Genomic DNA, 23,106 nt, shown 5'->3' on the forward strand with positions numbered 1-23,106 from the left:
GGATCAACGAACGCCGATCCCCATGGCGCGCGATTATCTAGTAGGTCGCGTTACAACGCATCAGGGGCAACCAAGTATTTGTACGAAAAAACCCCGATTTCTGGGGTTTTAGGGGTTTTTCCGACACTTATGTTTGTAACAAAAATGTTACCGGACCATCGTTGACCAAATGCACCTGCATGTCAGCGCCAAATTCGCCACTGGCGACGGGGTCATGCAGTAATCGAGCCTGACTCAGCAGGTAATCGAACAGCTCGGCACCGAGTGCCGGCGGTGCAGCCGTTGAAAAGCTCGGGCGCAAACCGTTCTGGGTATCGGCAGCCAGGGTGAACTGGGACACCAGCAGCAAACCGCCGCCGATGTCCTTGAGCGAGCGATTCATCTTGCCCTGCTCATCGGAGAACACCCGGTAGTTAAGCAGCTTATTCAGAAGTTTGTCGGCGCTGGCATGCGTATCGTCGGGTTCGACGGCGACCAGCACCAGCAACCCCTGGTCCACGGCGCCGACGATCTTGCCGGCGACTTCGACTCGCGCGCCCCGCACGCGCTGCAACAAACCCTTCATGCTTCTTCGAGCGGCAGGTCGAGCAGGCGGCGTGCCATCTGGTCGGCGGCGCGTACCAGGGCATCGGTGATGCCAGGCTCGGACGCGGCGTGACCGGCGTCACGGATCACTTTCAACTCGCTGTTCGGCCAGGCCTGGTGCAGTTCCCAGGCGTTGTCCAGTGGGCAGATCACGTCGTAGCGGCCGTGCACGATCACCGCCGGCAAATGGGCGATCTTCGGCATATCGCGAATCAGCTGGTCCGCCTCAAGGAAGGCATTGTTGACGAAGTAGTGGCACTCGATACGGGCAATCGACAGCGCCCGTTGCGGTTCGGAGAAGCGGTCGACCACCAGCGGGTTGGGCCGCAGGGTGGCGGTACGGCCTTCCCAGGTCGACCAGGCCTTGGCGGCGTGCATCTGGGCGATCTGGTCGTTGCCGGTCAGGCGCTTGTGGAAGGCCTGGACCAGGTCATGGCGCTCGTCCTGCGGGATCGGCGCGATATAGTCCTGCCAGTAATCGGGGAACATGCGGCTGGCGCCAGCCTGGTAGAACCATTCGATTTCCTGCGGGCGGCACAGGAAGATGCCCCGCAGGATCAAACCATGGACGCGCTCAGGGTGGGTTTGTGCGTAGGCCAGCGCCAGGGTCGAACCCCAGGAGCCGCCGAACAGCACCCATTTCTCGATCCCCAGGTGCTTGCGGATCCGCTCCAGGTCGTCGACCAGGCGCCAGGTGGTGTTGTTCTCGAGGTTGGCGTGGGGGGTGGAACGACCACAGCCGCGCTGATCGAAGGTGATGATGCGGTAAAGGTTCGGATCGAAATAGCAGCGGCTTTGCGCATCACAGCCGGCACCCGGGCCACCGTGAATGAACACCACTGGCAGACCTTCGGGCGAACCGCTCTCGTCGACGTACAGCACATGCGGCTCTTCCACGGCCAGATCGTGCCGGGCGTAGGGTTTGATCTGCGGGTACAAAGTCTGCATTACGCGCTCCGTAGGGGGATTATTTCTGCCGTTGGGCATGATAAACCCGAATACGCGGTGAATGCATCGACACAAGGCAAAACTGCCCCCCTTGTGGGCAGGGGCAATAGTGGAACAGCTTTTGTGGGGTGAGATTTTTTGTGGAGTGGGATTTTTTGTGGAGTGGGATTTTTTGTGGGAGTGGGATTTTTTGTGGGAGCGGATTTATCCGCGAATGGAGACACCGCGGTTTGCCTGATGCACCGCGGTGCCTTCATTCGCGGATAAATCCGCTCCCACAGGGCTCTCTGCCACAGGGTTCTCTGCTCAGCCTGATGTTTTTTTGTTCAGCCGGGGTAGCGTTGTTGGCCCCACTCAAGCACCGCCTTGAGGAGCGTCTTGAGCACTTCCTGCGTCGGCTTCGCCAGGTCTTCGCGATAGCAGAACGGCTCGACTTCTTCCATGTAGGTGCTCTGCGCCAGCTCCAGCTGCACAGCATGGATGTGCTGGGCCGGGTCGCCATAGTGGCGGGTGATGTGGCCGCCCTTGAAGCGACCGTTGAGCACGCTGGTATAGCCCTGTGCCTGGGCGCAGATGGCTTCCAGTTGCTCAGCCAGTAGCCCGTCGCAGCTGGCACCGTTGAAGGTGCCCAGATTGAAGTCCGGCAAGGTGCCGTCGAACAGGTGCGGGATGTTGGCCCGGATCGAGTGGGCATCCCACAGCAGCGCGTAGCCGAACTGGTTGCGCAGGCGGTCCAGCTCATCGCGCAGGGTTTGGTGGTACGGGCCCCAGATGTATTTCAGGTAGTTGGCACGCTCTTCAGCGGATGGCGCCTGCCCTTCGCGGAACAGCGGCACGCCGTCAAACAGCGTGGCCGGGAACAGGCCAGTCGTTGCGCCTGCGTACATCGGCTTGTCGTCATCAGGGCGGTTGAGATCGATCACGAAGCGCGAATAGTCCGCCGAGAGAATGCTCGCGCCCAGGTCCCTGGCGAAATCGTACAGCTCTGGAATATGCCAGTCGGTGTCCGGCAGGCTCTGGGCCTCATCGATCAGCCCGGCCTTGACTGCCGGCGTCAGGCGCAGGCCGGCGTGGGGCATGCTGATCAGCAGCGGCAGCCGGCCTTGATGAAAGTTGAATACCTTATCCACGCATTACCTCCTGATTCAGTACTGTGACGCCATGTTGGACCACGCGTTTTTGCACGTCGCCGCCCAGCCAGTAGGCCAGGTCGGCCGGCCGCTCGATGTCCCAGGCGACGAAGTCCGCCACCTTGCCGACTTCCAGCGAGCCGTGGCTGTTGCCCAGCCCCAAAGCGGTGGCGGCGTGCAGTGTAACCCCGGCCAGGGCTTCTTCCGGGGTCATGCGGAACAGGGTACAGGCCATGTTGAGCATCAGGCGTAGCGAAAGCACCGGCGAGGTGCCGGGGTTCAGGTCACTGGCGATGGCGATTTTAACGCCGTGCCTGCGCAAGGCATCCATCGGCGGCAGCTGGGTTTCACGCAGGAAATAGAACGCCCCCGGCAACAGCACCGCCACGGTGCCCGCCGCGCCCATGGCGATGGCGTCGTCTTCGGTCATGAATTCAAGGTGATCGGCCGACAGCGCGTGGTAACGCGCCGCCAGGCTGGAACCGGCCAGCGACGACAGTTGCTCGGCGTGCAGCTTGACCGGCAAGCCCAGCTCGCGGGCCGCGACGAACACGCGCTCGACCTGCTCCGGCGAAAACGCCAGGTACTCGCAGAAGGCATCGACCGCATCCACCAGCCCTTCTTCGGCCAGTGCCGGCAGCATCTCGCTGCAGATGTGGCTTATATAGTCGTCGGCACGATTGGCGAACTCCGGCGGCATGGCATGCGCCGCCAGGCAGGTGCTGCGCACGGTCACCGGCAGTTCGGCACCCAGGCGACGGATGACCTTGAGCATCTTGCGCTCGTTGGCCAGGTCCAGCCCGTACCCGGACTTGATCTCGACCGTGGTCACGCCATCATTGAGCAAGCTGCGCAAACGCCGTGAGGCGCTGCTGAACAGTTCATCCTCACTGGCCGCCCGGGTTGCACGCACGGTGCTGGCAATACCGCCACCGGCGGCGGCGATCTCGGCGTAACTGACGCCCTGCAGGCGCTGTTCGAATTCACCGCTGCGATTGCCACCGAACACCGTGTGGGTGTGGCAATCGATGAGGCCCGGCGTGACCCAGGCGCCACCCAGGTCGATGCTTTCGTCGGTTTCAAGAGCCGGCAGGCCACCACGCGGGCCGATCCACTCGATGAAGATGCCACTGGTCACGATGACCGCATCCTCGATGATCGAGTAGCTGCCGTTGGCCATGGTCGCGACGTGGCAGTTTTGCCAGAGCGTTTTCATTCGGGGCTCCATGGTTTCTCGCTGTTAAAAGGGTGTCGGTCACAGGCTCGGCAGAACCTGTGCCGGCACCAACGTGTTCAATACGCCAGCGGCCAGCAATTGGCTCGCGGCTTCAATATCCGGTGCGAAAAAGCGGTCTTTCTCATAGTAAGGCACCTTGGCACGCAAGGCCTGACGGGCCTGCTCAAGCTTGGGCGAGGTTTTCAGGCCCTCGCGCAGGTCCAGCCCCTGGCAGGCTGCCAGCCACTCGACGGCAAGGATGCCGCGCACGTTCTCAGCCATCTCCCACAGCCGCTTACCGGCTGCCGGTGCCATGGAAACGTGATCTTCCTGGTTGGCCGAAGTCGGCAGGCTGTCGACGCTGTGAGGGTGGGCCAGGGCCTTGTTCTCGCTGGCCAGGGCCGCAGCGGTGACCTGGGCGATCATGAAGCCCGAGTTGACCCCGCCGTTGGCGACCAGAAACGGCGGCAACTGGGACATATGCTTGTCCATCATCAAAGAGATACGGCGCTCGCTCAGCGAGCCGATCTCGGCGATGGCCAGGGCCAGGTTATCGGCGGCCATGGCCACCGGTTCCGCGTGGAAGTTGCCGCCGGAAATCACGTCGCCTTCGGCGGCGAAGACCAACGGGTTATCGGACACCGCGTTGGCCTCGATCGCCAGCACCTCGGCGGCCTGGCGGAACTGGGTCAGGCAGGCGCCCATGACTTGCGGCTGGCAGCGCAGCGAGTACGGGTCCTGGACCTTGTCGCAGTTGCGGTGCGACTCGGACACTTCGCTGCGCTCACCCAGCAGGTCTCGGTAGCAGGCAGCAGCGTCGATCTGGCCACGCTGGCCGCGGGCGGCATGGATGCGCGCATCGAAGGGCGAGCGCGAACCCAGTACGGCTTCAACCGTCAGCGCACCGCAGGCCAGCGCGCCGGCAAACAGGTCTTCGCCTTCGAACAGGCCGCGCAAGGTATAGGCGGTGGACACCTGAGTGCCGTTGAGCAGCGCCAGGCCTTCCTTCGCCGCCAGGGTCAGGGGCTTGAGGCCCGCCACCGCCAGCGCTTCGGTGGCCGGCAACCATTGGCCCTGATAGCGCGCCTTGCCCTCCCCCAGCAGCACCAGCGACATGTGCGCCAGCGGCGCCAGATCACCCGAGGCCCCCACCGAGCCCTTGAGCGGGATGTGCGGGTACACCTGTGCATTGATCAGCGCGATCAAGGCATCGATGACCTGGCGGCGGATGCCGGAGAAGCCACGGCTCAGGCTGTTGACCTTGAGCACCATGATCAAGCGCACCAGCGCGTCATCAATCGGAACACCCACGCCCGCGGCGTGAGACAGCACCAGCGAGCGCTGAAGGTTTTCCAGGTCGCTGCTGGCAATGCGGGTCGAAGCCAGCAGGCCGAACCCGGTGTTGATGCCGTAGGCCGTGCGGTTTTCGGCGAGGATCTGCTCAACGCAGGCGACGCTGTCATCGATCGGCTGATCGGCGCTGGCATCGAGCTTGAGCTGTACCGGCTGACGGTAGATGGCGCGCAGTTGGGCCAGGGTCAGGGTGCCGGGCTTGAGAGTCAAATCAATCACGTTCGTGCTCCGTCGAGAATGGTGTGATGGCTACTGCAGGCTTGCGAAAGTCGCGTGCAGCAGCGATTCGTCCTTGAGAATATTCACGCTGCTGGCGATGTCCGGCGCCAGCCAGCGGTCCTGGTCGTAAGCCGGCACGCGCTCGCGCAGCAGTCGCCACGCGCGGGCGGTGCCCTGGCCGAAGCGTCGGTCCTTGAGGAACTCGAAGGCCTGGGCGGCCAGCAGGTATTCGATGGCCAGGATCTGGGTGCAGTTTTCCAGCACGCGGTGGAGTTTGAGCGCGGCGTTGGTGCCCATGCTCAGATGATCCTCCTGCAAGCCCGAGGTGACGTAGTTGTCGATGACCGCCGGTTGTGCCAGTTGGCGGTTTTCGGCGCACAGGGAGGCGGCCACGTACTGGACGATCATCATCCCCGAGTTGACGCCCGGGGCGCTGACCAGAAAGGCCGGCAAACCGCTGACCAACGGGTTGATCAAGCGGTCGAGGCGCCGTTCGGCAATCGAACCCAGCTCCGCCACCGCAATCGCCAAAAGGTCGGCTGCCATGGCCACCGACTGACCGTGCGGGTTGGCCTGGGACACCACCCGCCAGGCATCCGGGGTGCCGAGCAGCAAGGGGTTGTCGGTGGCCGAGTTGAGCTCGGTCTCGATCTGCCGGGCGGCATGCTCCAGTTGGTCGCGCGCGGCGCCGTGCACCTGCGGGATCGAGCGGATGCTCAAGGCGTCCTGGGTGCGGATGCCGCGGCTGCTGGCGATCACCTCACTACCGTCGAGCAGGCTGCGCAGGTTATGGCCGACCCGTTGCATGCCCGGATGCGGCTTGAGCGCGATGATCTCGGCATCAAAGGCATCGAGCTGGCCGCGCAGGGCCTCGAAGCTCATGGCACCGGTGATGTCGGCCCATTGGGTCAGGCGTGTAGCGTCGGCCAGGGCCAGGCAGCTGAGGCCGGTCATGCACGGTGTGCCATTGACCAGGCAGAGCCCGTCCTTGGCGCCCAGTTGCACCGGCGCAAGGCCGGCTTCGGCCAAGGCCTGCTGGGCCGAAACGATCTGACCGCGATAACTGACCTGGCCCACGCCGAGCAGGCAGATGCTGATGTGGGCCATATGGGTGAGGTAGCCGACCGAGCCCTGGGACGGCACTTGCGGTGTAATCCCGTGGGTCAGCAAGGCCAGCAGCGCCTCGACCACTCGACGGTGCACGCCGGAGCGGCCGTGGCTGAAGTTGACGATGGCTGCACAGATAATCGCCCGGGTCTGCTCGACCGCAAGCGCAGGGCCAACGCCGCAAGCGTGACTGAGCAGCGTGTTGCGCGACAGCTGGCTCAGCTGTTCATCTTCCAGCGACACGTTGCACAGCGCACCCAGCCCGGTGTTGACGCCATAAGCACGCTCACCGCTGGCGACAATGCGCTGCACGATCGCCTGGGCATTCTCGATCCGCGCCCAGGTCGAGGCGGACAACTCAAGCAGGGCCCCGTGCCGGGCCACCGCTACCACATCCTGCCAACGCACCGATGCATCGGCGATCACGACTTTCTTGGCAAACGACATCCGCGCGTTTCCTTATAGAGTGGCTACCCGACGCTGCACGAAACGATCGACATAGTCGTCGGCAGGCTGGTGAAGAATTTCCTTCGGCGTCCCGACCTGGATCAGGCGGCCGTCCTTGAGAATGGCGATGCGATTGCCGATACGGACCGCCTCGTCCAGGTCATGGGTGATAAAGACGATGGTCTTGTGCAGCGTCTTTTGCAGTTCCAGCAACTGGTCCTGCATTTCGGCGCGGATCAGCGGGTCGAGGGCGCTGAAGGCTTCGTCCATCAGGATGATGTCGGTGTCGGCGGCCAGCGCACGGGCCAGGCCCACACGCTGGCGCATGCCACCGGACAACTGATGCGGGTAGGACTTCTCGTAGCCCTTCAAGCCCACCGTGTTGATCCAGTGCAGGGCGCGCTCGGTGCACAGGGCCTTGTCTTCGCCACGCACCTTGAGGCCGTAGGCGACGTTATCCAGTACGTTTTTGTGCGGCAGCAGGCCGAAGCTCTGGAACACCATGCTGATCTTGCGCCGGCGGAATTCGCGCAGGGCCTGCATGTCGTAGCGCAGGATGTCTTCACCATCGACCAGGATCTCGCCGCTGGTGGGATCGATCAGGCGGTTGAAGTGACGCACCAGGGTGGACTTGCCCGAGCCGGACAAGCCCATGATCACAAAGATTTCACCGCTGCCGATCGACAGCGACAAGTCATTGACCCCGACCACGCAACCGGTCTCGGCCAATACCTGCTCTTTGCTCTTGCTCTGGCGAATCATCGCCAGAGCGTCGTCGGCGCGGGCACCGAAGATCTTGAAGACGTTCTTGACGACGATCTTGTTCATGGTTGCGCTGCTCATTTGCTCACCTCATGGCGTGGCCGGCCATACGCCTGGGTAATGCGGTCGATCACGACGGCGAGAATCACAATGGCCAGGCCCGCTTCCAGGCCGCGGCCGACGTTCAGGGTCTGGATGCCCACCAGCACGTCTTCACCCAAGCCACGGGCACCGATCATCGAGGCGATCACCACCATCGACAGGGCCATCATGGTGGTCTGGTTGATGCCGGCCATGATGCTCGGCAGGGCCAGCGGCAGTTGCACGCCGAACAGCTGCTGCATGCGGTTGGCACCAAAGGCGTTAATGGCCTCCATCACTTCGCCGTCCACCTGGCGGATGCCCAGGTCAGTCAGGCGGATCAGCGGCGGCGCCGCGTAGATCACGGTGGCGAAAATCGCCGGGACCTTGCCCAAACCGAACAGCATCAGCACCGGGATCAGGTACACGAAGCTGGGCATGGTTTGCATGATGTCGAGCAACGGCATCAACACCGAACGCAGGCGATTGCTTCGCGCCGACAGAATGCCCAGCGGAATGCCCACCAGCACCGAAATGATGGTCGCCACCAGCATCAGCGCCAGGGTTTGCATGAGCTTGTCCCACAGCCCCACCGCACCGACCAGGAACAGCAAACCGACGATGATGACGGTAGGCAGCACGCGCCGGGTGGCGTGCCAGGCGATGCCGCCGATGATTGCCAGCATCAGCCACCAGGGCGTCATGCGCAGCAGGCCTTCCAGGTTGACGATGGCCCACAGCAACGTGTCGGATATCTGCCGGAACACATCGCCGTAGTTGGTCACCAGCGCATCGACCCAGCTGTTGACCCAGTCAGCGATGGAGAACGTGAAGTTTTCGGGAAACATAGGAAACTCTCGATCAAGTGAGATACCGGTGTGGCCCCTGCTCACTGTCTGGGGCCACCTCGTGAATCAAAGTGCTGCTTCGATCTTTTTGGCGGCCTCTTCGCTGACCCAGGCATGCCAGACTTCAGGGTGCTCCTTGAGGAACAGCTTGGCCAGCTTGGGCGATTCGATCCGCTCTTTGGTCATGCGCGCCAGGTTCTGGTTAAGCAGGTCGATGGGCAGGCTGACCTTTTCCAGCACGGCGACCAGTTCTGGCGCCTGCTCGTGAAAGGTCTTGGACAAGCCCACCTTGATGGTCACCGACTTATCCACGCCAGGCTTCTCGTCCAGCTTGACCAGATCGACCTGGCCCATCAGCGGCGTCGGCGACCAGTAGTAGAACAGGATGGGTTCGCCACGCTTGTAGCTCGACAGCACGGCGGCATCCAGCGCAGGTCCCGTGCCTGGGCGGAAGTTGGTGTAGGTGCTGTCCAGGCCGTAGCTCTTGAGCATTTCGCTGTTGTCCAGCTCGCAGGTCCAGCCGGCCGGGCAGTTATAGAAGCGGCCTTTGCTCGGCTCTTCCTGGTCCTTGAACACCTGGGCGTATTGGCCAAGGTCAGCAATCGCCTTGAGGTTCGGTGCCTTGGCTTCGAGCTTGCGCTTGGCATCGCCTTCGATCACGTAACGGGGCACGTACCAGCCTTCGACAGCGCCCACCACCGGTGAGCCGACACCGACCACCTTGCCGGCGGCCTCGGCCTTTTTCCAGACCTCGCTGCGGCCGACCCACTCCTCGGCGAACACTTGGATATCGTTGGTGCCCAAGGCGTTTTCCATGGTGATGGAGTTACCGGGCAGGCTGTCGGTTTCGCAGCCGTAGCCGTTTTTCAGCACAAACTGCATCACGTCGGTGAGCAGCATGCCGCTTTCCCAATTCAGCCCGGCAAACTTCACCGGTTTGCCAGACTCGCACCAGCCTGCCGCCTGACTGGCGCCAGCACTTGCCAACAGCCCGAAGGAAACCATCAAGGTCAGCAGGGTCTTTGTCATTTTCATTGTGACGCTCCTAAACATGAACGTGGATTAGCCTCGGGGATGCATTCGATCGAACGCTTGCAACACGGTCAGTTGTATCCGCCATGAAACTACCCTCGAGCACCGCCACCTGGGGTGGCGGCGGTCACCGTTATCAGCAGAGATTCAAAGGGTTCAGCCTTTGATCATCGGTAAGTTAAGACCCTGTTCCTTGGCGCAGTCGATGGCGATCTGGTAACCGGCATCGGCATGGCGCATGACACCGGTGGCCGGATCGTTGGTCAGTACGCGAGCGATCCGCGCCGCGGCTTCGTCGGTACCGTCGCAGACGATGACCATGCCCGAGTGCTGGGAGAAGCCCATGCCCACGCCGCCGCCGTGGTGCAGCGAGACCCAGGTCGCGCCGCTGGCGGTGTTCAGCAGGGCGTTGAGCAGTGGCCAGTCGGACACGGCGTCGGAGCCGTCCTGCATGGCTTCGGTTTCGCGGTTCGGGCTCGACACCGAGCCGGAATCGAGGTGGTCGCGGCCGATCACGATCGGGGCCGACAGCTCGCCGCTACGCACCATTTCGTTGAAGGCCAGCCCCAGCTTGGCGCGCTGGCCCAGGCCAACCCAGCAGATCCGCGCTGGCAGGCCCTGGAAGCTGATGCGCTCGCGGGCCATGTCCAGCCATTTGTGCAGGTGGGCGTCGTCCGCAATCAGCTCCTTGACCTTGGCGTCGGTCTTGTAGATGTCTTCAGCGTTGCCCGACAGCGCCGCCCAGCGGAACGGGCCGATGCCACGGCAGAACAGCGGACGGATATAGGCCGGTACGAAACCCGGGAAGTCGAAGGCGTTGGTGACGCCTTCTTCCTTGGCCATCTGACGGATGTTGTTGCCGTAGTCGAAGGTCGGGATACCTTGTTTCTGGAAGTCGAGCATGGCTTTCACGTGGACGGCCATGGATTGCTTGGCGGCCTTGACCACGGCGGCAGGTTCGGTCTGGGCGCGGTCGCGGTATTGCTCCCAGGTCCAGCCGGCGGGCAGGTAGCCGTTCAGCGGGTCGTGGGCGCTGGTCTGGTCGGTCACCATGTCCGGGCGCACACCGCGCTTGACCAGTTCCGGCAGGATCTCGGCGGCGTTGCCCAGCAAGGCGATGGAGATGGCCTTGCCTTCCTGGGTGTACTGGGCGATGCGCGCCAGGGCGTCGTCGAGGTCCTTGGCTTGCTCGTCGACGTAACGGCTGCTCAGGCGGAAGTCGATGCGGCTCTGCTGGCATTCGATGTTCAGCGAGCAGGCGCCGGCCAGGGTCGCGGCCAGTGGCTGGGCGCCGCCCATGCCGCCGAGGCCCGCGGTCAGCACCCACTTGCCTTGCAGGTTGCCGTTGTAGTGCTGGCGACCGGCTTCGACGAAGGTTTCATAGGTGCCCTGGACGATGCCCTGGCTGCCAATGTAGATCCAGCTGCCGGCAGTCATCTGGCCGTACATGGCCAGGCCCTTGGCATCCAGTTCGTTGAAGTGTTCCCAGGTGGCCCAGTGCGGCACCAGGTTGGAGTTGGCGATCAGCACCCGCGGGGCGTTGCTGTGGGTCTTGAACACGCCGACCGGCTTGCCCGACTGTACCAGCAGGGTTTCGTCATCATTCAGGTTGGTCAGGCTCTCGACGATCTTGTCGTAGCATTCCCAGTTGCGCGCCGCGCGGCCAATGCCACCGTAGACCACCAGCTCTTTCGGGTTTTCAGCCACTTCCGGATCGAGGTTGTTCATCAGCATGCGCAGCGGCGCTTCAGTCAGCCAGCTTTTGGCGGTCAGCGTGTTACCGCGAGCGGCACGGATTTCGACATCACGGAATTTGTTCAGGTGTTGGGCATTGTCAGTCACGAATAAGACTCCTCAGCGATCAATCCAAACCAACCCAGGCAGTGGGCAAGTGGTGCCTGCCAACGCAGGCGAATTCGGGGGTAACAGCGGGCTGTCCTGGCCACTCATACGAACACATCTTTACTTGTACATACAAGCATATGCAATCGGGCGGCCAACTTTGAAACGCTTGAGGGTTTTGGCAGGGGGAAAAGGGCTCGGGGCTTTTGTTTCAGGGCTTTGCGGGGGAGGAGAAAAATCGGTGGAGTTGAATCGGCAGAGAGACAGCGGGGGGTATTGCGCTGAATTGGGGCGTTCGGTAACAGTGTGCGTGGGGTTGGTGCGAAAAACGGGTACATCTTTCGAAGATTGTATGGACCCCATCGCGAGCAAGCTTTGCTCCCACATCTCCACACAAATATTGTGGGGGTTCACCCTGTGGGAGCAAAGCCTGCTCGCGATAGCGATTACAGCGGCGACAACTCAATCAGGCAGCAACGCCCATCCAGCACCAGCTCGATCAACTGCTCATTACCGCTGACCTGCACACAATCATGCTTACCCAGCTGCGCTTCAAAAGTACCGCCGACGGTGACCTGATCCCCTGCAGCAAACACCAGCACCGTCTGCGCCGAGCTGAACAGCCGCGCCGGACCGTCCAACCACTGCAACCGCGCACGGTAACGCTCAGGCGAATAAATCAGATTGAAATCCCGAATCGGCCCACCCAGCAACGTACTGGACACAACGCTTTCACCCCTGAAGGCAAAGGCATCAAAGGGTAACAACGGCCGAGAATCCTGGCCGTCGACAGTCAAGGTCATGCCGTCGCCCTGAAGCACGGTGATCAACCGCTGGTAACCGGCAAAACTTGAAAACCCACCCGACTCGGCAATGTCGGCAATCGACAGGCGCCAGCCGAAGCCGTCCAGCCCCTGCCCCGCATCGCGGGTGATTTCCTCGGTACTGCCACCGCCGTTTTTCCACGGCATGCGCGGGTAATCGGCCGCGCGCAACACGTTCAATTTGCTCATTTACTGAATCGTCCTTCCAAACGATGACGGGAACCAGGGTGGATCAAACGGGCGACCATCACCGGCTGACGGCCCGACCAGGTGCGCCGCTTGATCAGCAGGCACGGCTCGCCGCGCTCGATCTGCAGCAGCTTGCACTCCTCGGGATCGGCCAGGATCGCCTCGACCACGTGCTCGCCTTCGGTCAATGGCGCGACCTGGGACAGGTAGGCGTACGGCGTTTGCAGGGTGAAGTCCTGCTTGAGGTAGTCCGGCGCGACTTGAGCGTTGACGTAGCGGTCTTCGATTTGCACGGCGATGTCGTTTTCGTAATGCACGATCAAGGAGTGATAAACCTTCTGGCCTTCGCGCATGTCCAGCGCCACGGCGCGCTCGGAGCCGGCCGGCTCTTCACCCAGGTGCACCACCTTGCAAGTATGCCGGTGGCCGCGCGAGGCGATCTCGTCGGCGATGTTGTGCACCTCGAACAATGCCGACTGGGTCTTGGGCTCGGCCACGAAGGTGCCGACGCCTTGCATCCGCACCAGCAAGCCTTCGGCGGTGAGTTCGCGCAGGGCACGGTTGATGGTCATGCGACTGAAACCCAGCTGGCTGACCAGTTCGCTCTCTGACGGCACACGGTGGTGCGGCGGCCAGGTGCCGTTCTGGATCTGCAGGGCAATCATCTGTTTCACGCGCGCATACAGGGGCGCCGGACTATCGCCCATTTGGGCAACCAGCGCTGAAACGACAGGCGGAGTCGGCACGGTAATTCCTTGTTCGAAAAGTTTGATCGATAGCTTGCCGGAGTTTACCCAGCAGGCAAACGTCTGTATATGTATATACAAATAAACACGATGAGGTGCCGACCGATGCCCGCTTTCTTTGCCGAACGCGCGTTGTTGCCTAGTGGATGGGCGAATGATGTAAGACTTGAGGTCAGCGCCGATGGACGCTTGACCGCCATCCAGGCCAACGCCAGCGCCGACGGCGCCGAACGTGTGAGCGGCCCGCTGCTGCCGGGCATGCCCAACCTACACTCCCACGCTTTCCAGCGGGCCATGGCAGGGCTGGCGGAAGTGGCTGGCAACCCCAACGACAGCTTCTGGACCTGGCGCGATTTGATGTACCGCCTGGTCGGCAAGATCAGCCCGGAGCAGATGGGCGTCATCGCCCGCCAGCTGTACATCGAAATGCTCAAGGCCGGCTACACCTCGGTCGCAGAATTCCACTACGTGCACCATGACACCCACGGCAAGGCCTACGCCGACCCGGCCGAGCTATCACACCGAGTCAGCCAGGCGGCCGTTGACGCGGGCATCGGCCTGACGCTTTTGCCGGTGCTTTACAGTCACTCGGGCTTTGGCGGCCAGACCCCGAATGAGGGGCAGCGGCGCTTTATCAACAGCACTGAAAGCTACCTGGCGTTGCAGGCCCGACTGGCCCCGCTGATCGCCGCACAACCGGCCCAGCAACTGGGGCTGTGCTTCCACTCGCTGCGCGCCGTTACACCTGAACAAATCAGTCAGGTATTAGCTGACAGTGATCGCCACTGCCCGGTTCATATCCACATCGCCGAACAGCAGAAGGAAGTCGATGACTGCCTGAGCTGGAGTGGTCGCCGGCCGCTGCAGTGGCTGTACGAGCATGTCGAGGTGAATGAGCGCTGGTGCCTGGTCCATGCCACTCACGCCAACCCCGAAGAAGTCAGCCTGATGGCCCGCAGCCGGGCCGTGGCCGGGCTGTGCCTGACCACCGAGGCCAACCTGGGCGACGGGATTTTCCCGGCCGTGGATTTCATCGCCCAGGGTGGTCGCCTTGGCATCGGCTCGGACAGCCATGTGTCGTTGAGCGTGGTGGAAGAACTGCGCTGGCTGGAATACGGCCAGCGCCTGCGCGACCAGCGCCGTAACCGGCTCTATCGCCAGGACCAGCCGATGGTTGGCCGCACCTTGTTCGACGCTGCGCTGGCCGGTGGCGCACAGGCGATGGGGCAGCCGGTCGGTGCGCTGGAAGTGGGCAAGCGGGCGGACTGGCTGGTGCTCGATGGCAACGACCCCTATCTCGCCACCGCCAGCGACGATGCGATCCTGAACCGCTGGTTGTTTGCCGGTGGGGATCGTCAGGTGCGGGATGTGATGGTCAATGGTGTGTGGGTGGTGCGCGAGGGGCGGCATGCCGGTGAGCAGGAAAGCGCCCAAGCCTTTACCCAAGTACTACGCCAACTACTCGGCTGACACCCACCCATCCTGTAGGAGCCGGCTTTAGCCGCGAAGGCCTGCGCAAGCAGGCCCATCGATTGGGGCCGCTACGCGCCCCATCGCGGCTAAAGCCGGCTCCTACGGTCATGCCAGTCGTGCCAACCGAGCCAGTCGGGCGGGAAAAATCACGGCTTCTTGCCAATATCCCGATCCGACACCCGCCAGATCAGCCGCGTGGTGTCATACCCCTGCTGCCGCGCCTTGGCCAGCAGCTCTTCGCGCACCAGCGCCGGCACCTGCGGCTTGCGCGACAGCAGCCAGAGGTATTTGCGATTCGGGTTGCCGACCAGCGCCGTCTGGTATTCGTCGCCCAGGTAGATCACCCAGTATTCGCCCTTGGCGACACCCGGAAGCACCCAGGAAAACCAGTTATCGAACACCACCCAGAGCTTGTCGGTCTTGCCCGGCACTTGCGGGGTGGCCGTGCCAGTGGCTTGTTCCCACTCGCCCTGCAAGGTCTGGCAGCGATTCAGCACACCCACCGAGCCGTCAAGCTTGAGGCTGTAGTGGGCTTCGGATTGCGCACAGTTGCGCTGAAATAACATCGGCATGCGCGCCAGCTCGTACCAGGTACCCTGGTAGCGTTTGAGGTCAACACTGTCGACGGTTTTGGGCGGTATCAGCTCGCCGTCCGAATGGGCACACCCCACCAGTACAACGCTTGCGAACGCCACCGCCAGCCAACGCACCATGCTCGCGCCTGTTTTCATTTCAGGCCCTGCCCCGAATACATCAACACTTTGTCACCGGCGTACTGCACGCTGATAAAGCTGTTCTTGTCGCCCCAGGTGCAACTGGATATGCCCAAGGCACCGGAGCAATCACTCGGGGCGCCCAGCATCTGCTCGACTTCAGCCTTGGTCTGGCCGGTCTTGAGCTTGGCATAGTTTTCCTGATTGATTTTGTTGCAGGCGGTCAGCAATACACACAACGACAACAGGGCGAGGGAACGCAACGACATTGAAAGTCACTCCAGGACAGGAACAAGGCACGGACGCCTACTGGGAGCTTAGAAGTAAAAATGTCCGCCCGGTTCCCGCCCTGCCGTGCTTTATCTTGCTGGCAGTCGCTCAACTCACTGCAACGACTACCGCCAGCGCTAGACCCTGCGCAGCAACACCGAGTCTTCAATGCAGGAACTGGGTTCCCTGACCACCAGTAACATCCAGACCTGGCTCGACAGCCGCATCCAGTTGCTCCACTCGCTGGCCCAGCAAATCGCCCAGGAAGGGGTGGAAAACCTGCAGGCAACGTTGCGCGCCTGTCGTGACCTGGAGAGCCAGGTGAATCGGTTGAAGCACCTGGTGGGTACTTTCAGGATCTAGCCGCTGTAGGAGCAAGGCTTGCCTGCGATGGCTTCACTGCGGCCTAACAGGAACACCGCGGTGAGGCCATCGCAGCGGTGCGGCGATCCGACAAGCCTTGCTCCTACTAGAACCGGGAGCCGGGCTCCAGCAGGAAATCCATCTCTTCGTCGGTACTGAGCCGACCGAGGATCAGGTTGCGATGCGGAAAGCGACCAAACCGTGCAATCACCCGCCGGTGCTGCTCGGCGTAGTCCAGAAAGCCTTCGAACAGACGCTTGTCGGCTTCGCGTACCTCATCGAGCAGCAGCTTGTAGTGCCGCACCGAGTCGTCCTGGAATTCCGGCACTTCGGCATGCTCCAGCGCCAGCAGGATAAACACCTGCTCCAGCGGCAACAGCCGATGCTGCCAACCCTTTTCCAGCCCTTTCAGGGCCAGCACCTGCGCCCGACGGTCGCCGTCGAACGCACGCGGGGTGTCGCGGTAGATCATGCGTGGCAGCTGGTCGAGCAGCAGGACCAGGCCCAGCCAGCCTTGCGGGCTGACCAGCCATTCATCCAGGCCACCGGCCAGCGCGTGCTCCACCAGATCGCCGAAGCGCTCGCGCGCTTCGTCGTCATGGTACTTGCCGAACCACAAGGTGCTCTTCTCGTCAGCGACGTCCTGTGGGCTGGTGCCCGATCCGAACCACCACTCCAACAACGGCTGCCAAGGCGCGAGCATGATTTACTCCTTGTGGTAAGCAGTCGCGCGTTCAACTTCCTGCTTGGAACCCAGGAATACAGCAACGCGCTGGTGCAGCCCTTCAGGCTGGATATCGAGGATACGCTGGGTGCCGTCGGTGGATGCACCGCCCGCCTGCTCGACGATGAACGACATCGGGTTGGCTTCGTACATCAGGCGCAGCTTGCCCGGCTTGGATGGCTCACGGCTGTCACGTGGGTACATGAACAGGCCGCCACGGGTCAGGATGCGATGCACGTCGGCCACCATCGAGGCGATCCAGCGCATGTTGTAGTTCTTTTTCAGAGGACCGGTCTCACCGGCCAGCAGCTCGTCCACATAGCGCTTTACCGGGGCTTCCCAGTGACGCTGGTTGGACATGTTGATGGCGAATTCAGCGGTGGTTTCCGGCACCTTGATGTTTTCGTGGGTGAGCACGAAGCTGCCCAGTTCGCGGTCCAGGGTGAAGCCCTTGACGCCGTCGCCCAGGGTCAGGATCAGCATGGTCTGCGGGCCATAGATGGCATAGCCGGCGGCGACTTGCTGGGTACCCGGCTGCAGGAAAGCCTTCTCGTTCAGGCTTTCGTTCTGGCTCAGGTATTCGTTAGGGCAGCGCAGTACCGAGAAGATTGTACCGACCGAGACGTTGACGTCGATGTTCGACGAGCCGTCCAGTGGGTCGAATACCAACAGGTAGGCGCCCTTGGGGTATTTGCCCGGGATCTGGTAGGCGTTGTCCATTTCTTCGGAGGCCATGCCGGCCAGGTGACCGCCCCACTCGTTGGCTTCGAGCAGGATGTCGTTGGAAATAACGTCCAGCTTCTTCTGCACTTCGCCCTGCACGTTTTCGGTGCCCATGCTGCCCAGAACGCCACCCAGGGCGCCCTTGGAAACGTGATGGCTGATTTCCTTGCACGCACGCGCCACCACTTCGATCAGGAAGCGCAGATCGGCAGGAGTGCTGTTGCTACGGGTCTGCTCAATCAAATAGCGACTCAAGGTAACGCGGGACATGTAAGGCTCCGAGGAAGGGAAGAATAAACCCGCGCAGTTTACACCGCAGAGGCAAAACCTAGCGAGCGTCAGGAGGAGGATACCGGGATATGACGGTACTTTGGCCCCAGAGTTCAACCCCCGGGGCCGAGCACCGTCGACTCAGTTCAGGGCGTGCCAGATTTCAGTGGCGTATTCGCGGATGGTCCGGTCCGAGGAGAACCAGCCCATGCGCGCGGTATTGAGCACCGCGGCGCGCCACCAGTCCTTGGGCTCGTGCCAGAGCGCATCGACGCGCAACTGGGCTTCCCAATAGGCGTCGAAATCGGCGCAGACCAGGAAGCGGTCATGATTGATCAGCGAATCGATCAGCCCGGTGTAGCGTGCCGGGTCATCGGGCGAGAAGGTCCCGCCGCGAATGGCCTGGAGCACATCGTTGAGTCGATGCGAGGCGGCAATCGCAGCTTCCGCGCCGAAGTCGCCGGTGCGTTTGCGGGCCTCTACCTGCTGGGCAGTCAGGCCGAAAATAAACATGTTCTCGGCCCCGACCCGCTCGCACATCTCGACGTTGGCCCCGTCCAGGGTGCCGATGGTCAGTGCGCCATTGAGGCCGAACTTCATGTTGCTGGTGCCGGACGCTTCGTAGCCTGCGGTGGAAATCTGCTCGGACAGGTCCGCCGCCGGGATGATGCTCTCGGCCAGGCTGACGTTGTAGTTGGGCAGAAACACTACCTTGAGCAGGCCGCGCACGGTCGGGTCGTTATTGACCGTGCGGGCGATGTCGTTGGACAGCTTGATGATCAGCTTGGCCTGCTGATAACTGGCCGCCGCCTTGCCGGCGAAAATCTTCACACGGGGCACCCATTGAGTACCCGGCTCGGCGCGAATCGCCTGATACAGGGCGACGGTGTGCAACAGGTTGAGCAGCTGACGCTTGTACTCGTGGATCCGCTTGACCTGCACATCGAACATCGCCGTGGGGTCGATGCCAATACCCAGCCGCTCATGAATAATCCGCGCCAGGGCCTTCTTGCTGTGCAGCCGCTGTTCGGCAAAGCGTTTGCGAAACTCCGGCTTGTCAGCAAAGGCTTCGAGCCCTTCCAGGTACGTTTCCGGGCTGTCGAGCACCTCGGTGCCCAACGCTTCGACGATCATCCCGGTCAGCGCCGGATTAGCCTGGAACAGCCAGCGACGGAAGGTGATGCCGTTGGTCTTGTTGTTGATCCGGTTCGGGTAAAGCTTGTGCATTTCGGAAAACACCGTGCTGCGCATCAGCTTGGTGTGCAGCCCGGACACGCCGTTGACACTGTGCGAGCCCAGGAAGGCCAGGTTGCCCATGCGCACGCGGCGGCCATTGTCTTCCTCGATCAACGACACCGAACGCAGCACGTCGAAGTCATGGATGCCTTTGGCCCGCAAGGCATCGATATGGTAGGCGTTGATCAGGTAAATGATCTGCATGTGCCGCGGCAGCATGCGCTCCATCAAGCCGACCGGCCAGGTTTCCAGGGCTTCGGGCAGCAGGGTGTGGTTGGTGTAGGCCAGGGTATCGACGGTGATCTGCCAGGCGGTTTCCCAGGCGATGCCGTGCTGGTCGACCAGCAGGCGCATCAGTTCGGCCACGGCGATCGACGGGTGGGTGTCGTTGAGCTGAATGGCCGCCTGGTCGGACAGATTCAGCAGCGAGTCGTGCATGTTCAAATGACGGCGCAGCAAATCCTGCAGTGACGCCGACACAAAGAAGTATTCCTGGCGCAGGCGCAGCTCCTGCCCTGCTTCGGTGCTGTCGGCCGGGTAGAGAACCCGGGAAATGCTCTCGGCCCGGGCGACCTCGGCCACCGCACCCAGGTGGTCACCGGCATTGAAGCGCTCCAGGTGCAGCTCTTCCAGCGCCCGCGCACGCCACAGGCGCAGGGTGTTGACGCTGGCGCCACGCCAGCCGACCACGGGCGTGTCATAGGCCACCGCCCGTACGGTTTCGGCCGGCCACCAGACCTGCTTGGGGTGCCCTTCGCCGTCGTGCACGGTTTCGACATGGCCGCCGAAGCTGATGGGGTAAATCACTTCCGGGCGCTCAAACTCCCAGGGGTTGCCGAAATCCAGCCAGTTCTCGGTCTGCTCCTGTTGCCAGCCATCGACGACCGCCTGGCGAAACAGCCCGTGCTCATAACGAATACCGTAGCCATGCGCGGCAATGCCCAGGGTCGACATGCTTTCCATGAAACAGGCCGCCAGTCGCCCAAGGCCGCCATTGCCCAGCGCCGCATCCGGCTCCAGGTGACGAATGCGCTCAAGGTCCACATTCAGGTCGCTCAGCGCTTCGCGGGCGATGTCCAGCAGGCCCAGGTTGCTCAGGCTGTCATAGAGCAGTCGGCCGATCAGGAACTCCAGCGAGAGGTAATAGACCCGCTTCTGGTTCTTGCGATAAATCTGCCGGGTGTGGTCCATCCAGTGGTTGACCATACGATCCCGCGCCGCCAGGGCAATGGCCTCGAACCAGTCATGATCGAAAGCATGATCGGGATCCTTACCCACCGCGTATGTGAGTTTAGCGAGTACAGCGGCACGGAAGTCGGCCACCTCTGCGTCACGGACAAGCGGTTCCTGAGACATAACGACGTCCTCGGGGAGATTGAGGGATTAAGGATGGATATAGTTGAGCCTAGACGGTTGGACAGGAGCCGGCGGCGCTGGTTCGGGCGTTTCTGTGCACAATCCAGAGTTGTTCATGCGCGTAACCGGCAAATGGTTGTTCAAAAATTCACCAACTCCGGTATCATCGCGCGCCCGATTACCCTGATGTCTGATCCCGATGAAACCTACCCTGATCGCCGCCGCCGAAATCGACCGCCTGGACACTTGGCAAAAATATGCCAGCCATATGTGCGGAGGTTGCATGTCGACGTGCTGCACGATGCCTGTGGAGGTAAAGATCAAAGATCTCATCCGTATGGGTGTAGTCGATGAGTTCGAAAAAGGCGAGCCGCCCAAAAACGTTGCCAAGCGCCTACAGAAGGAAGGCATCGTCGAACGCTTCAACCAGAAGTCCGGAATCTTCACGTTGCAGCGCATGAGCAACAATGATTGCCTGTACCTGGACAAGAAGACGAGACTCTGCACGATTTATGACCTGCGGCCGGATACCTGCCGTAATCATCCAAAAATTGGGCCAAGGCCGGGGTATTGCGCTTATAAACCGAAACCTGTGGCGCGCTGATTCGCGGATAAATCCGCTCCCACATGGATCATGCGCAATCCATGTGGGAGCGGATTTATCCGCGAATTTTTACCGACACCGCGCACAAAAAAACGCCCCCGGCCTTTCGACCGGGGGCGTTTTCATTCAGCCTGAGCTAACAATCAGTTCTTGGCTTTCTTGGCAGCGCGGGTACGCTCGCCTTCGTCCAGGATCTTCTTGCGCAGGCGGATCGACTTTGGAGTCACTTCGCACAGCTCGTCGTCCTGGATGAATTCCAGAGCCTGTTCCAGAGTGAAACGAACCGGCGGAACCAGGGCGATGGTTTCGTCCTTGCCCGAAGCACGCATGTTGTCGAGCTTCTTGCCTTTGGTTGGGTTGACGCCCAGGTCGTTGTCACGGCTGTTCAGACCAACGATCTGACCGTTGTAGATTTCCTGACCGTGTTCAACGAACAGCTTGCCACGCGCCTGCAGGGTTTCCAGGGAGTAGGTCAGCGCCTTGCCGGTCTCGACCGAAACCAATACACCGTTCTGACGGCCGGACATGTGGCCGGACTTCATGGTGTCGTAGCGATCGAAGATCGAGGTCAGGATGCCTGCACCGTTGGTCAGGGTCAGGAACTGGTTACGGAAACCGATCAGACCACGTGCCGGGATGTTGTATTCCAGGCGTACACGGCCCTTGCCATCCGGAACCATGTTGGTCAGGTCGCCTTTACGCAGACCCATTTCTTCCATGACCTTGCCCTGGGATTCTTCAGGGATGTCGATGGTGACGTTCTCGAACGGTTCCTGCTTGGTGCCGTTCACTTCGCGGATGATGACTTCAGGACGGCCAACGCCCATCTCGAAGCCTTCGCGACGCATGGTTTCGATCAGTACCGACAGGTGCAGCTCACCACGGCCGGAAACCTTGAACTTGTCAGCCGAGTCGCCTTCTTCAACGCGCAGAGCTACGTTGAACAGCAGCTCTTTGTCCAGGCGCTCCTTGATGTTACGGCTGGTGACGAACTTGCCTTCTTTACCGCAGAACGGCGAGTCGTTGACCTGGAAGGTCATCGAAACGGTTGGCTCGTCGACGGTCAGCGGCTTCATCGCTTCAACAGCGGTCGGGTCGCACAGGGTGTCGGAGATGAACAGCTCGTCGAAGCCGCTGATGCAGACGATGTCGCCAGCCAGTGCTTCTTCAACGTCGATGCGGTGCAGACCGTGGTGACCCATCAGCTTCAGGATACGACCGTTGCGGCGCTTGCCGTCGACGTCGATGGCCACCACTGGAGTGTTCGGCTTGACGCGACCACGAGCGATACGGCCAACACCGATGACACCCAGGAAGCTGTTGTAGTCCAGAGCGGAGATCTGCATCTGGAACGCGCCATCACGGTCAACGGCGGGTGCTGGTACGTTGTCGACGATCGACTGGTACAGCGGGGTCATGTCTTCGGCCATTTCGGCGTGGTCCAGACCGGCAATGCCGTTCAGGGCCGAGGCGTAGACGACTTTGAAGTCCAGCTGTTCTTCGGTGGCACCGAGGTTGTCGAACAGGTCGAAGATCTGGTCCAGAACCCAGTCAGGACGCGCGCCCGGACGGTCAACCTTGTTGATGACCACGATCGGACGCAGGCCGGCTTCGAAGGCCTTCTTGGTCACGAAACGGGTTTGCGGCATAGGGCCGTCCTGGGCATCGACCAGCAGCAGCACGGAGTCGACCATCGACATTACGCGCTCTACTTCGCCGCCGAAGTCGGCGTGGCCCGGGGTGTCCACGATGTTGATGTGGTAGCCGTTCCAGTTGATGGCGGTGTTCTTCGCCAGAATGGTAATACCGCGCTCTTTCTCCTGGTCGTTGGAGTCCATCACGCGTTCGTCGTTGAGCTCGTTGCGCTCCAGGGTGCCGGATTGGCGCAGCAGCTTGTCGACCAGAGTGGTTTTACCATGGTCAACGTGGGCGATGATGGCGATGTTGCGTAGATTTTCGATCACTTGTGTATCTCGATCAGAGGATTCGGTTTGCCGACAATTCTATCCGGCGGATGTTAATTAACGATGATTCAGCCAGCCCGT

20 protein-coding genes and 1 pseudogene are annotated in these 23,106 nt (G+C 61.7%); 3 read left to right on the forward strand and 18 right to left on the reverse strand.

Features of this window, described 5'->3' with window-relative positions; genetic code table 11:
• Positions 1 to 127: 127 nt before the first annotated feature.
• From dtd to hutC, 12 genes are all read right to left on the reverse strand, one after another.
• Positions 128 to 565 carry a D-aminoacyl-tRNA deacylase gene (gene dtd, locus GUY40_RS03840; protein WP_166567619.1) on the reverse strand — a complete coding sequence of 146 codons (438 nt, stop codon included), beginning with the start codon at positions 563 to 565 and terminating at the stop codon, positions 128 to 130.
• Entirely contained in the window at positions 562 to 1,533 is a 972-nt protein-coding gene (gene pip / locus GUY40_RS03845; protein ID WP_166567620.1) for a prolyl aminopeptidase, read from the reverse strand. Before pip ends, dtd begins: the two co-directional genes overlap by 4 nt.
• 326 nt (positions 1,534 to 1,859) lie before the next feature.
• Positions 1,860 to 2,663, reverse strand: a complete 804-nt coding sequence (hutG, locus tag GUY40_RS03850) for an N-formylglutamate deformylase (RefSeq protein WP_166567621.1) — start codon at positions 2,661 to 2,663, stop codon at positions 1,860 to 1,862.
• On the reverse strand, positions 2,656 to 3,879 hold the full coding sequence (gene hutI, locus GUY40_RS03855; protein ID WP_166567622.1) for an imidazolonepropionase: 1,224 nt from the start codon (positions 3,877 to 3,879) through the stop codon (positions 2,656 to 2,658). Before hutI ends, hutG begins: the two co-directional genes overlap by 8 nt.
• A 39-nt stretch (positions 3,880 to 3,918) precedes the next feature.
• Positions 3,919 to 5,448, reverse strand: a complete 1,530-nt coding sequence (gene hutH, locus GUY40_RS03860) for a histidine ammonia-lyase (RefSeq protein WP_371924703.1) — start codon at positions 5,446 to 5,448, stop codon at positions 3,919 to 3,921.
• A 33-nt stretch (positions 5,449 to 5,481) separates the two neighbouring features.
• On the reverse strand, positions 5,482 to 7,005 hold the full coding sequence (gene hutH, locus GUY40_RS03865) for a histidine ammonia-lyase (protein WP_166567624.1): 1,524 nt from the start codon (positions 7,003 to 7,005) through the stop codon (positions 5,482 to 5,484).
• Positions 7,006 to 7,017: 12 nt separating this feature from the next.
• Positions 7,018 to 7,848 (reverse strand): glycine betaine/L-proline ABC transporter ATP-binding protein, encoded by an 831-nt coding sequence (locus tag GUY40_RS03870; RefSeq protein WP_166567625.1) that lies wholly within the window; start codon positions 7,846 to 7,848, stop codon positions 7,018 to 7,020.
• Entirely contained in the window at positions 7,845 to 8,696 is an 852-nt protein-coding gene (locus GUY40_RS03875; protein ID WP_166567626.1) for a proline/glycine betaine ABC transporter permease, read from the reverse strand. Before GUY40_RS03875 ends, GUY40_RS03870 begins: the two co-directional genes overlap by 4 nt.
• 66 nt (positions 8,697 to 8,762) lie before the next feature.
• Positions 8,763 to 9,731: an ABC transporter substrate-binding protein gene (locus GUY40_RS03880; RefSeq protein WP_166567627.1), complete on the reverse strand. Its 969-nt coding sequence runs from the start codon at positions 9,729 to 9,731 to the stop codon at positions 8,763 to 8,765.
• A gap of 153 nt (positions 9,732 to 9,884) precedes the next feature.
• The gene (hutU, locus tag GUY40_RS03885) at positions 9,885 to 11,570 is read right to left on the reverse strand and encodes a urocanate hydratase (protein ID WP_166567628.1); all 1,686 of its coding nucleotides are present in this window, start codon (positions 11,568 to 11,570) and stop codon (positions 9,885 to 9,887) included.
• A 446-nt stretch (positions 11,571 to 12,016) separates the two neighbouring features.
• On the reverse strand, positions 12,017 to 12,583 hold the full coding sequence (locus GUY40_RS03890) for a HutD family protein (RefSeq protein ID WP_166567629.1): 567 nt from the start codon (positions 12,581 to 12,583) through the stop codon (positions 12,017 to 12,019).
• Positions 12,580 to 13,290, reverse strand: a complete 711-nt coding sequence (gene hutC, locus GUY40_RS03895; RefSeq protein ID WP_166567663.1) for a histidine utilization repressor — start codon at positions 13,288 to 13,290, stop codon at positions 12,580 to 12,582. Before hutC ends, GUY40_RS03890 begins: the two co-directional genes overlap by 4 nt.
• Before the next feature lie 144 nt (positions 13,291 to 13,434).
• On the opposite strand from hutC, the gene GUY40_RS03900 reads away from it, so the two are divergent.
• The gene (locus GUY40_RS03900; protein ID WP_166567630.1) at positions 13,435 to 14,799 is read left to right on the forward strand and encodes a formimidoylglutamate deiminase; all 1,365 of its coding nucleotides are present in this window, start codon (positions 13,435 to 13,437) and stop codon (positions 14,797 to 14,799) included.
• Positions 14,800 to 14,948: 149 nt separating this feature from the next.
• On the opposite strand, the gene GUY40_RS03905 is transcribed toward GUY40_RS03900, so the two are convergent.
• Positions 14,949 to 15,515, reverse strand: a complete 567-nt coding sequence (locus GUY40_RS03905; RefSeq protein ID WP_166567631.1) for a lipocalin family protein — start codon at positions 15,513 to 15,515, stop codon at positions 14,949 to 14,951.
• A gap of 14 nt (positions 15,516 to 15,529) precedes the next feature.
• Positions 15,530 to 15,784, reverse strand: coding sequence for an outer membrane protein assembly factor BamE (locus tag GUY40_RS03910; RefSeq protein WP_166567632.1), 255 nt, complete (start codon positions 15,782 to 15,784; stop codon positions 15,530 to 15,532).
• 259 nt (positions 15,785 to 16,043) lie between these two features.
• Between GUY40_RS03910 and GUY40_RS28680 the strand changes: the two are divergent.
• Positions 16,044 to 16,148, forward strand: a pseudogene (locus GUY40_RS28680) (hypothetical protein); the annotation flags it as partial.
• Positions 16,149 to 16,254: 106 nt separating this feature from the next.
• On the opposite strand, the gene GUY40_RS03920 reads toward GUY40_RS28680, so the two are convergent.
• The 3 genes from GUY40_RS03920 to GUY40_RS03930 form a co-directional block, all read right to left on the reverse strand.
• On the reverse strand, positions 16,255 to 16,851 hold the full coding sequence (locus GUY40_RS03920) for a DUF924 family protein (protein ID WP_166567633.1): 597 nt from the start codon (positions 16,849 to 16,851) through the stop codon (positions 16,255 to 16,257).
• A 3-nt stretch (positions 16,852 to 16,854) separates the two neighbouring features.
• Positions 16,855 to 17,865 carry a class 1 fructose-bisphosphatase gene (locus GUY40_RS03925; protein ID WP_166567634.1) on the reverse strand — a complete coding sequence of 337 codons (1,011 nt, stop codon included), beginning with the start codon at positions 17,863 to 17,865 and terminating at the stop codon, positions 16,855 to 16,857.
• A 141-nt stretch (positions 17,866 to 18,006) separates the two neighbouring features.
• Positions 18,007 to 20,457: a glycogen/starch/alpha-glucan phosphorylase gene (locus GUY40_RS03930; RefSeq protein ID WP_166567635.1), complete on the reverse strand. Its 2,451-nt coding sequence runs from the start codon at positions 20,455 to 20,457 to the stop codon at positions 18,007 to 18,009.
• A 199-nt stretch (positions 20,458 to 20,656) separates the two neighbouring features.
• Between GUY40_RS03930 and GUY40_RS03935 the strand changes: the two genes are divergently transcribed.
• Entirely contained in the window at positions 20,657 to 21,061 is a 405-nt protein-coding gene (locus GUY40_RS03935; protein ID WP_166567636.1) for a YkgJ family cysteine cluster protein, read from the forward strand.
• A 143-nt stretch (positions 21,062 to 21,204) separates the two neighbouring features.
• Here GUY40_RS03935 and typA read toward each other — a convergent pair whose 3' ends face one another.
• A complete protein-coding gene (typA, locus tag GUY40_RS03940; RefSeq protein ID WP_166567637.1) occupies positions 21,205 to 23,025 on the reverse strand; it encodes a translational GTPase TypA in 1,821 nt (606 codons plus the stop codon).
• Between the last annotated feature and the right edge of the window lie 81 nt (positions 23,026 to 23,106).

Source organism: Pseudomonas sp. R5(2019) (genome assembly GCF_009905435.1).
Taxonomy (GTDB): Bacteria; Pseudomonadota; Gammaproteobacteria; order Pseudomonadales; family Pseudomonadaceae; genus Aquipseudomonas.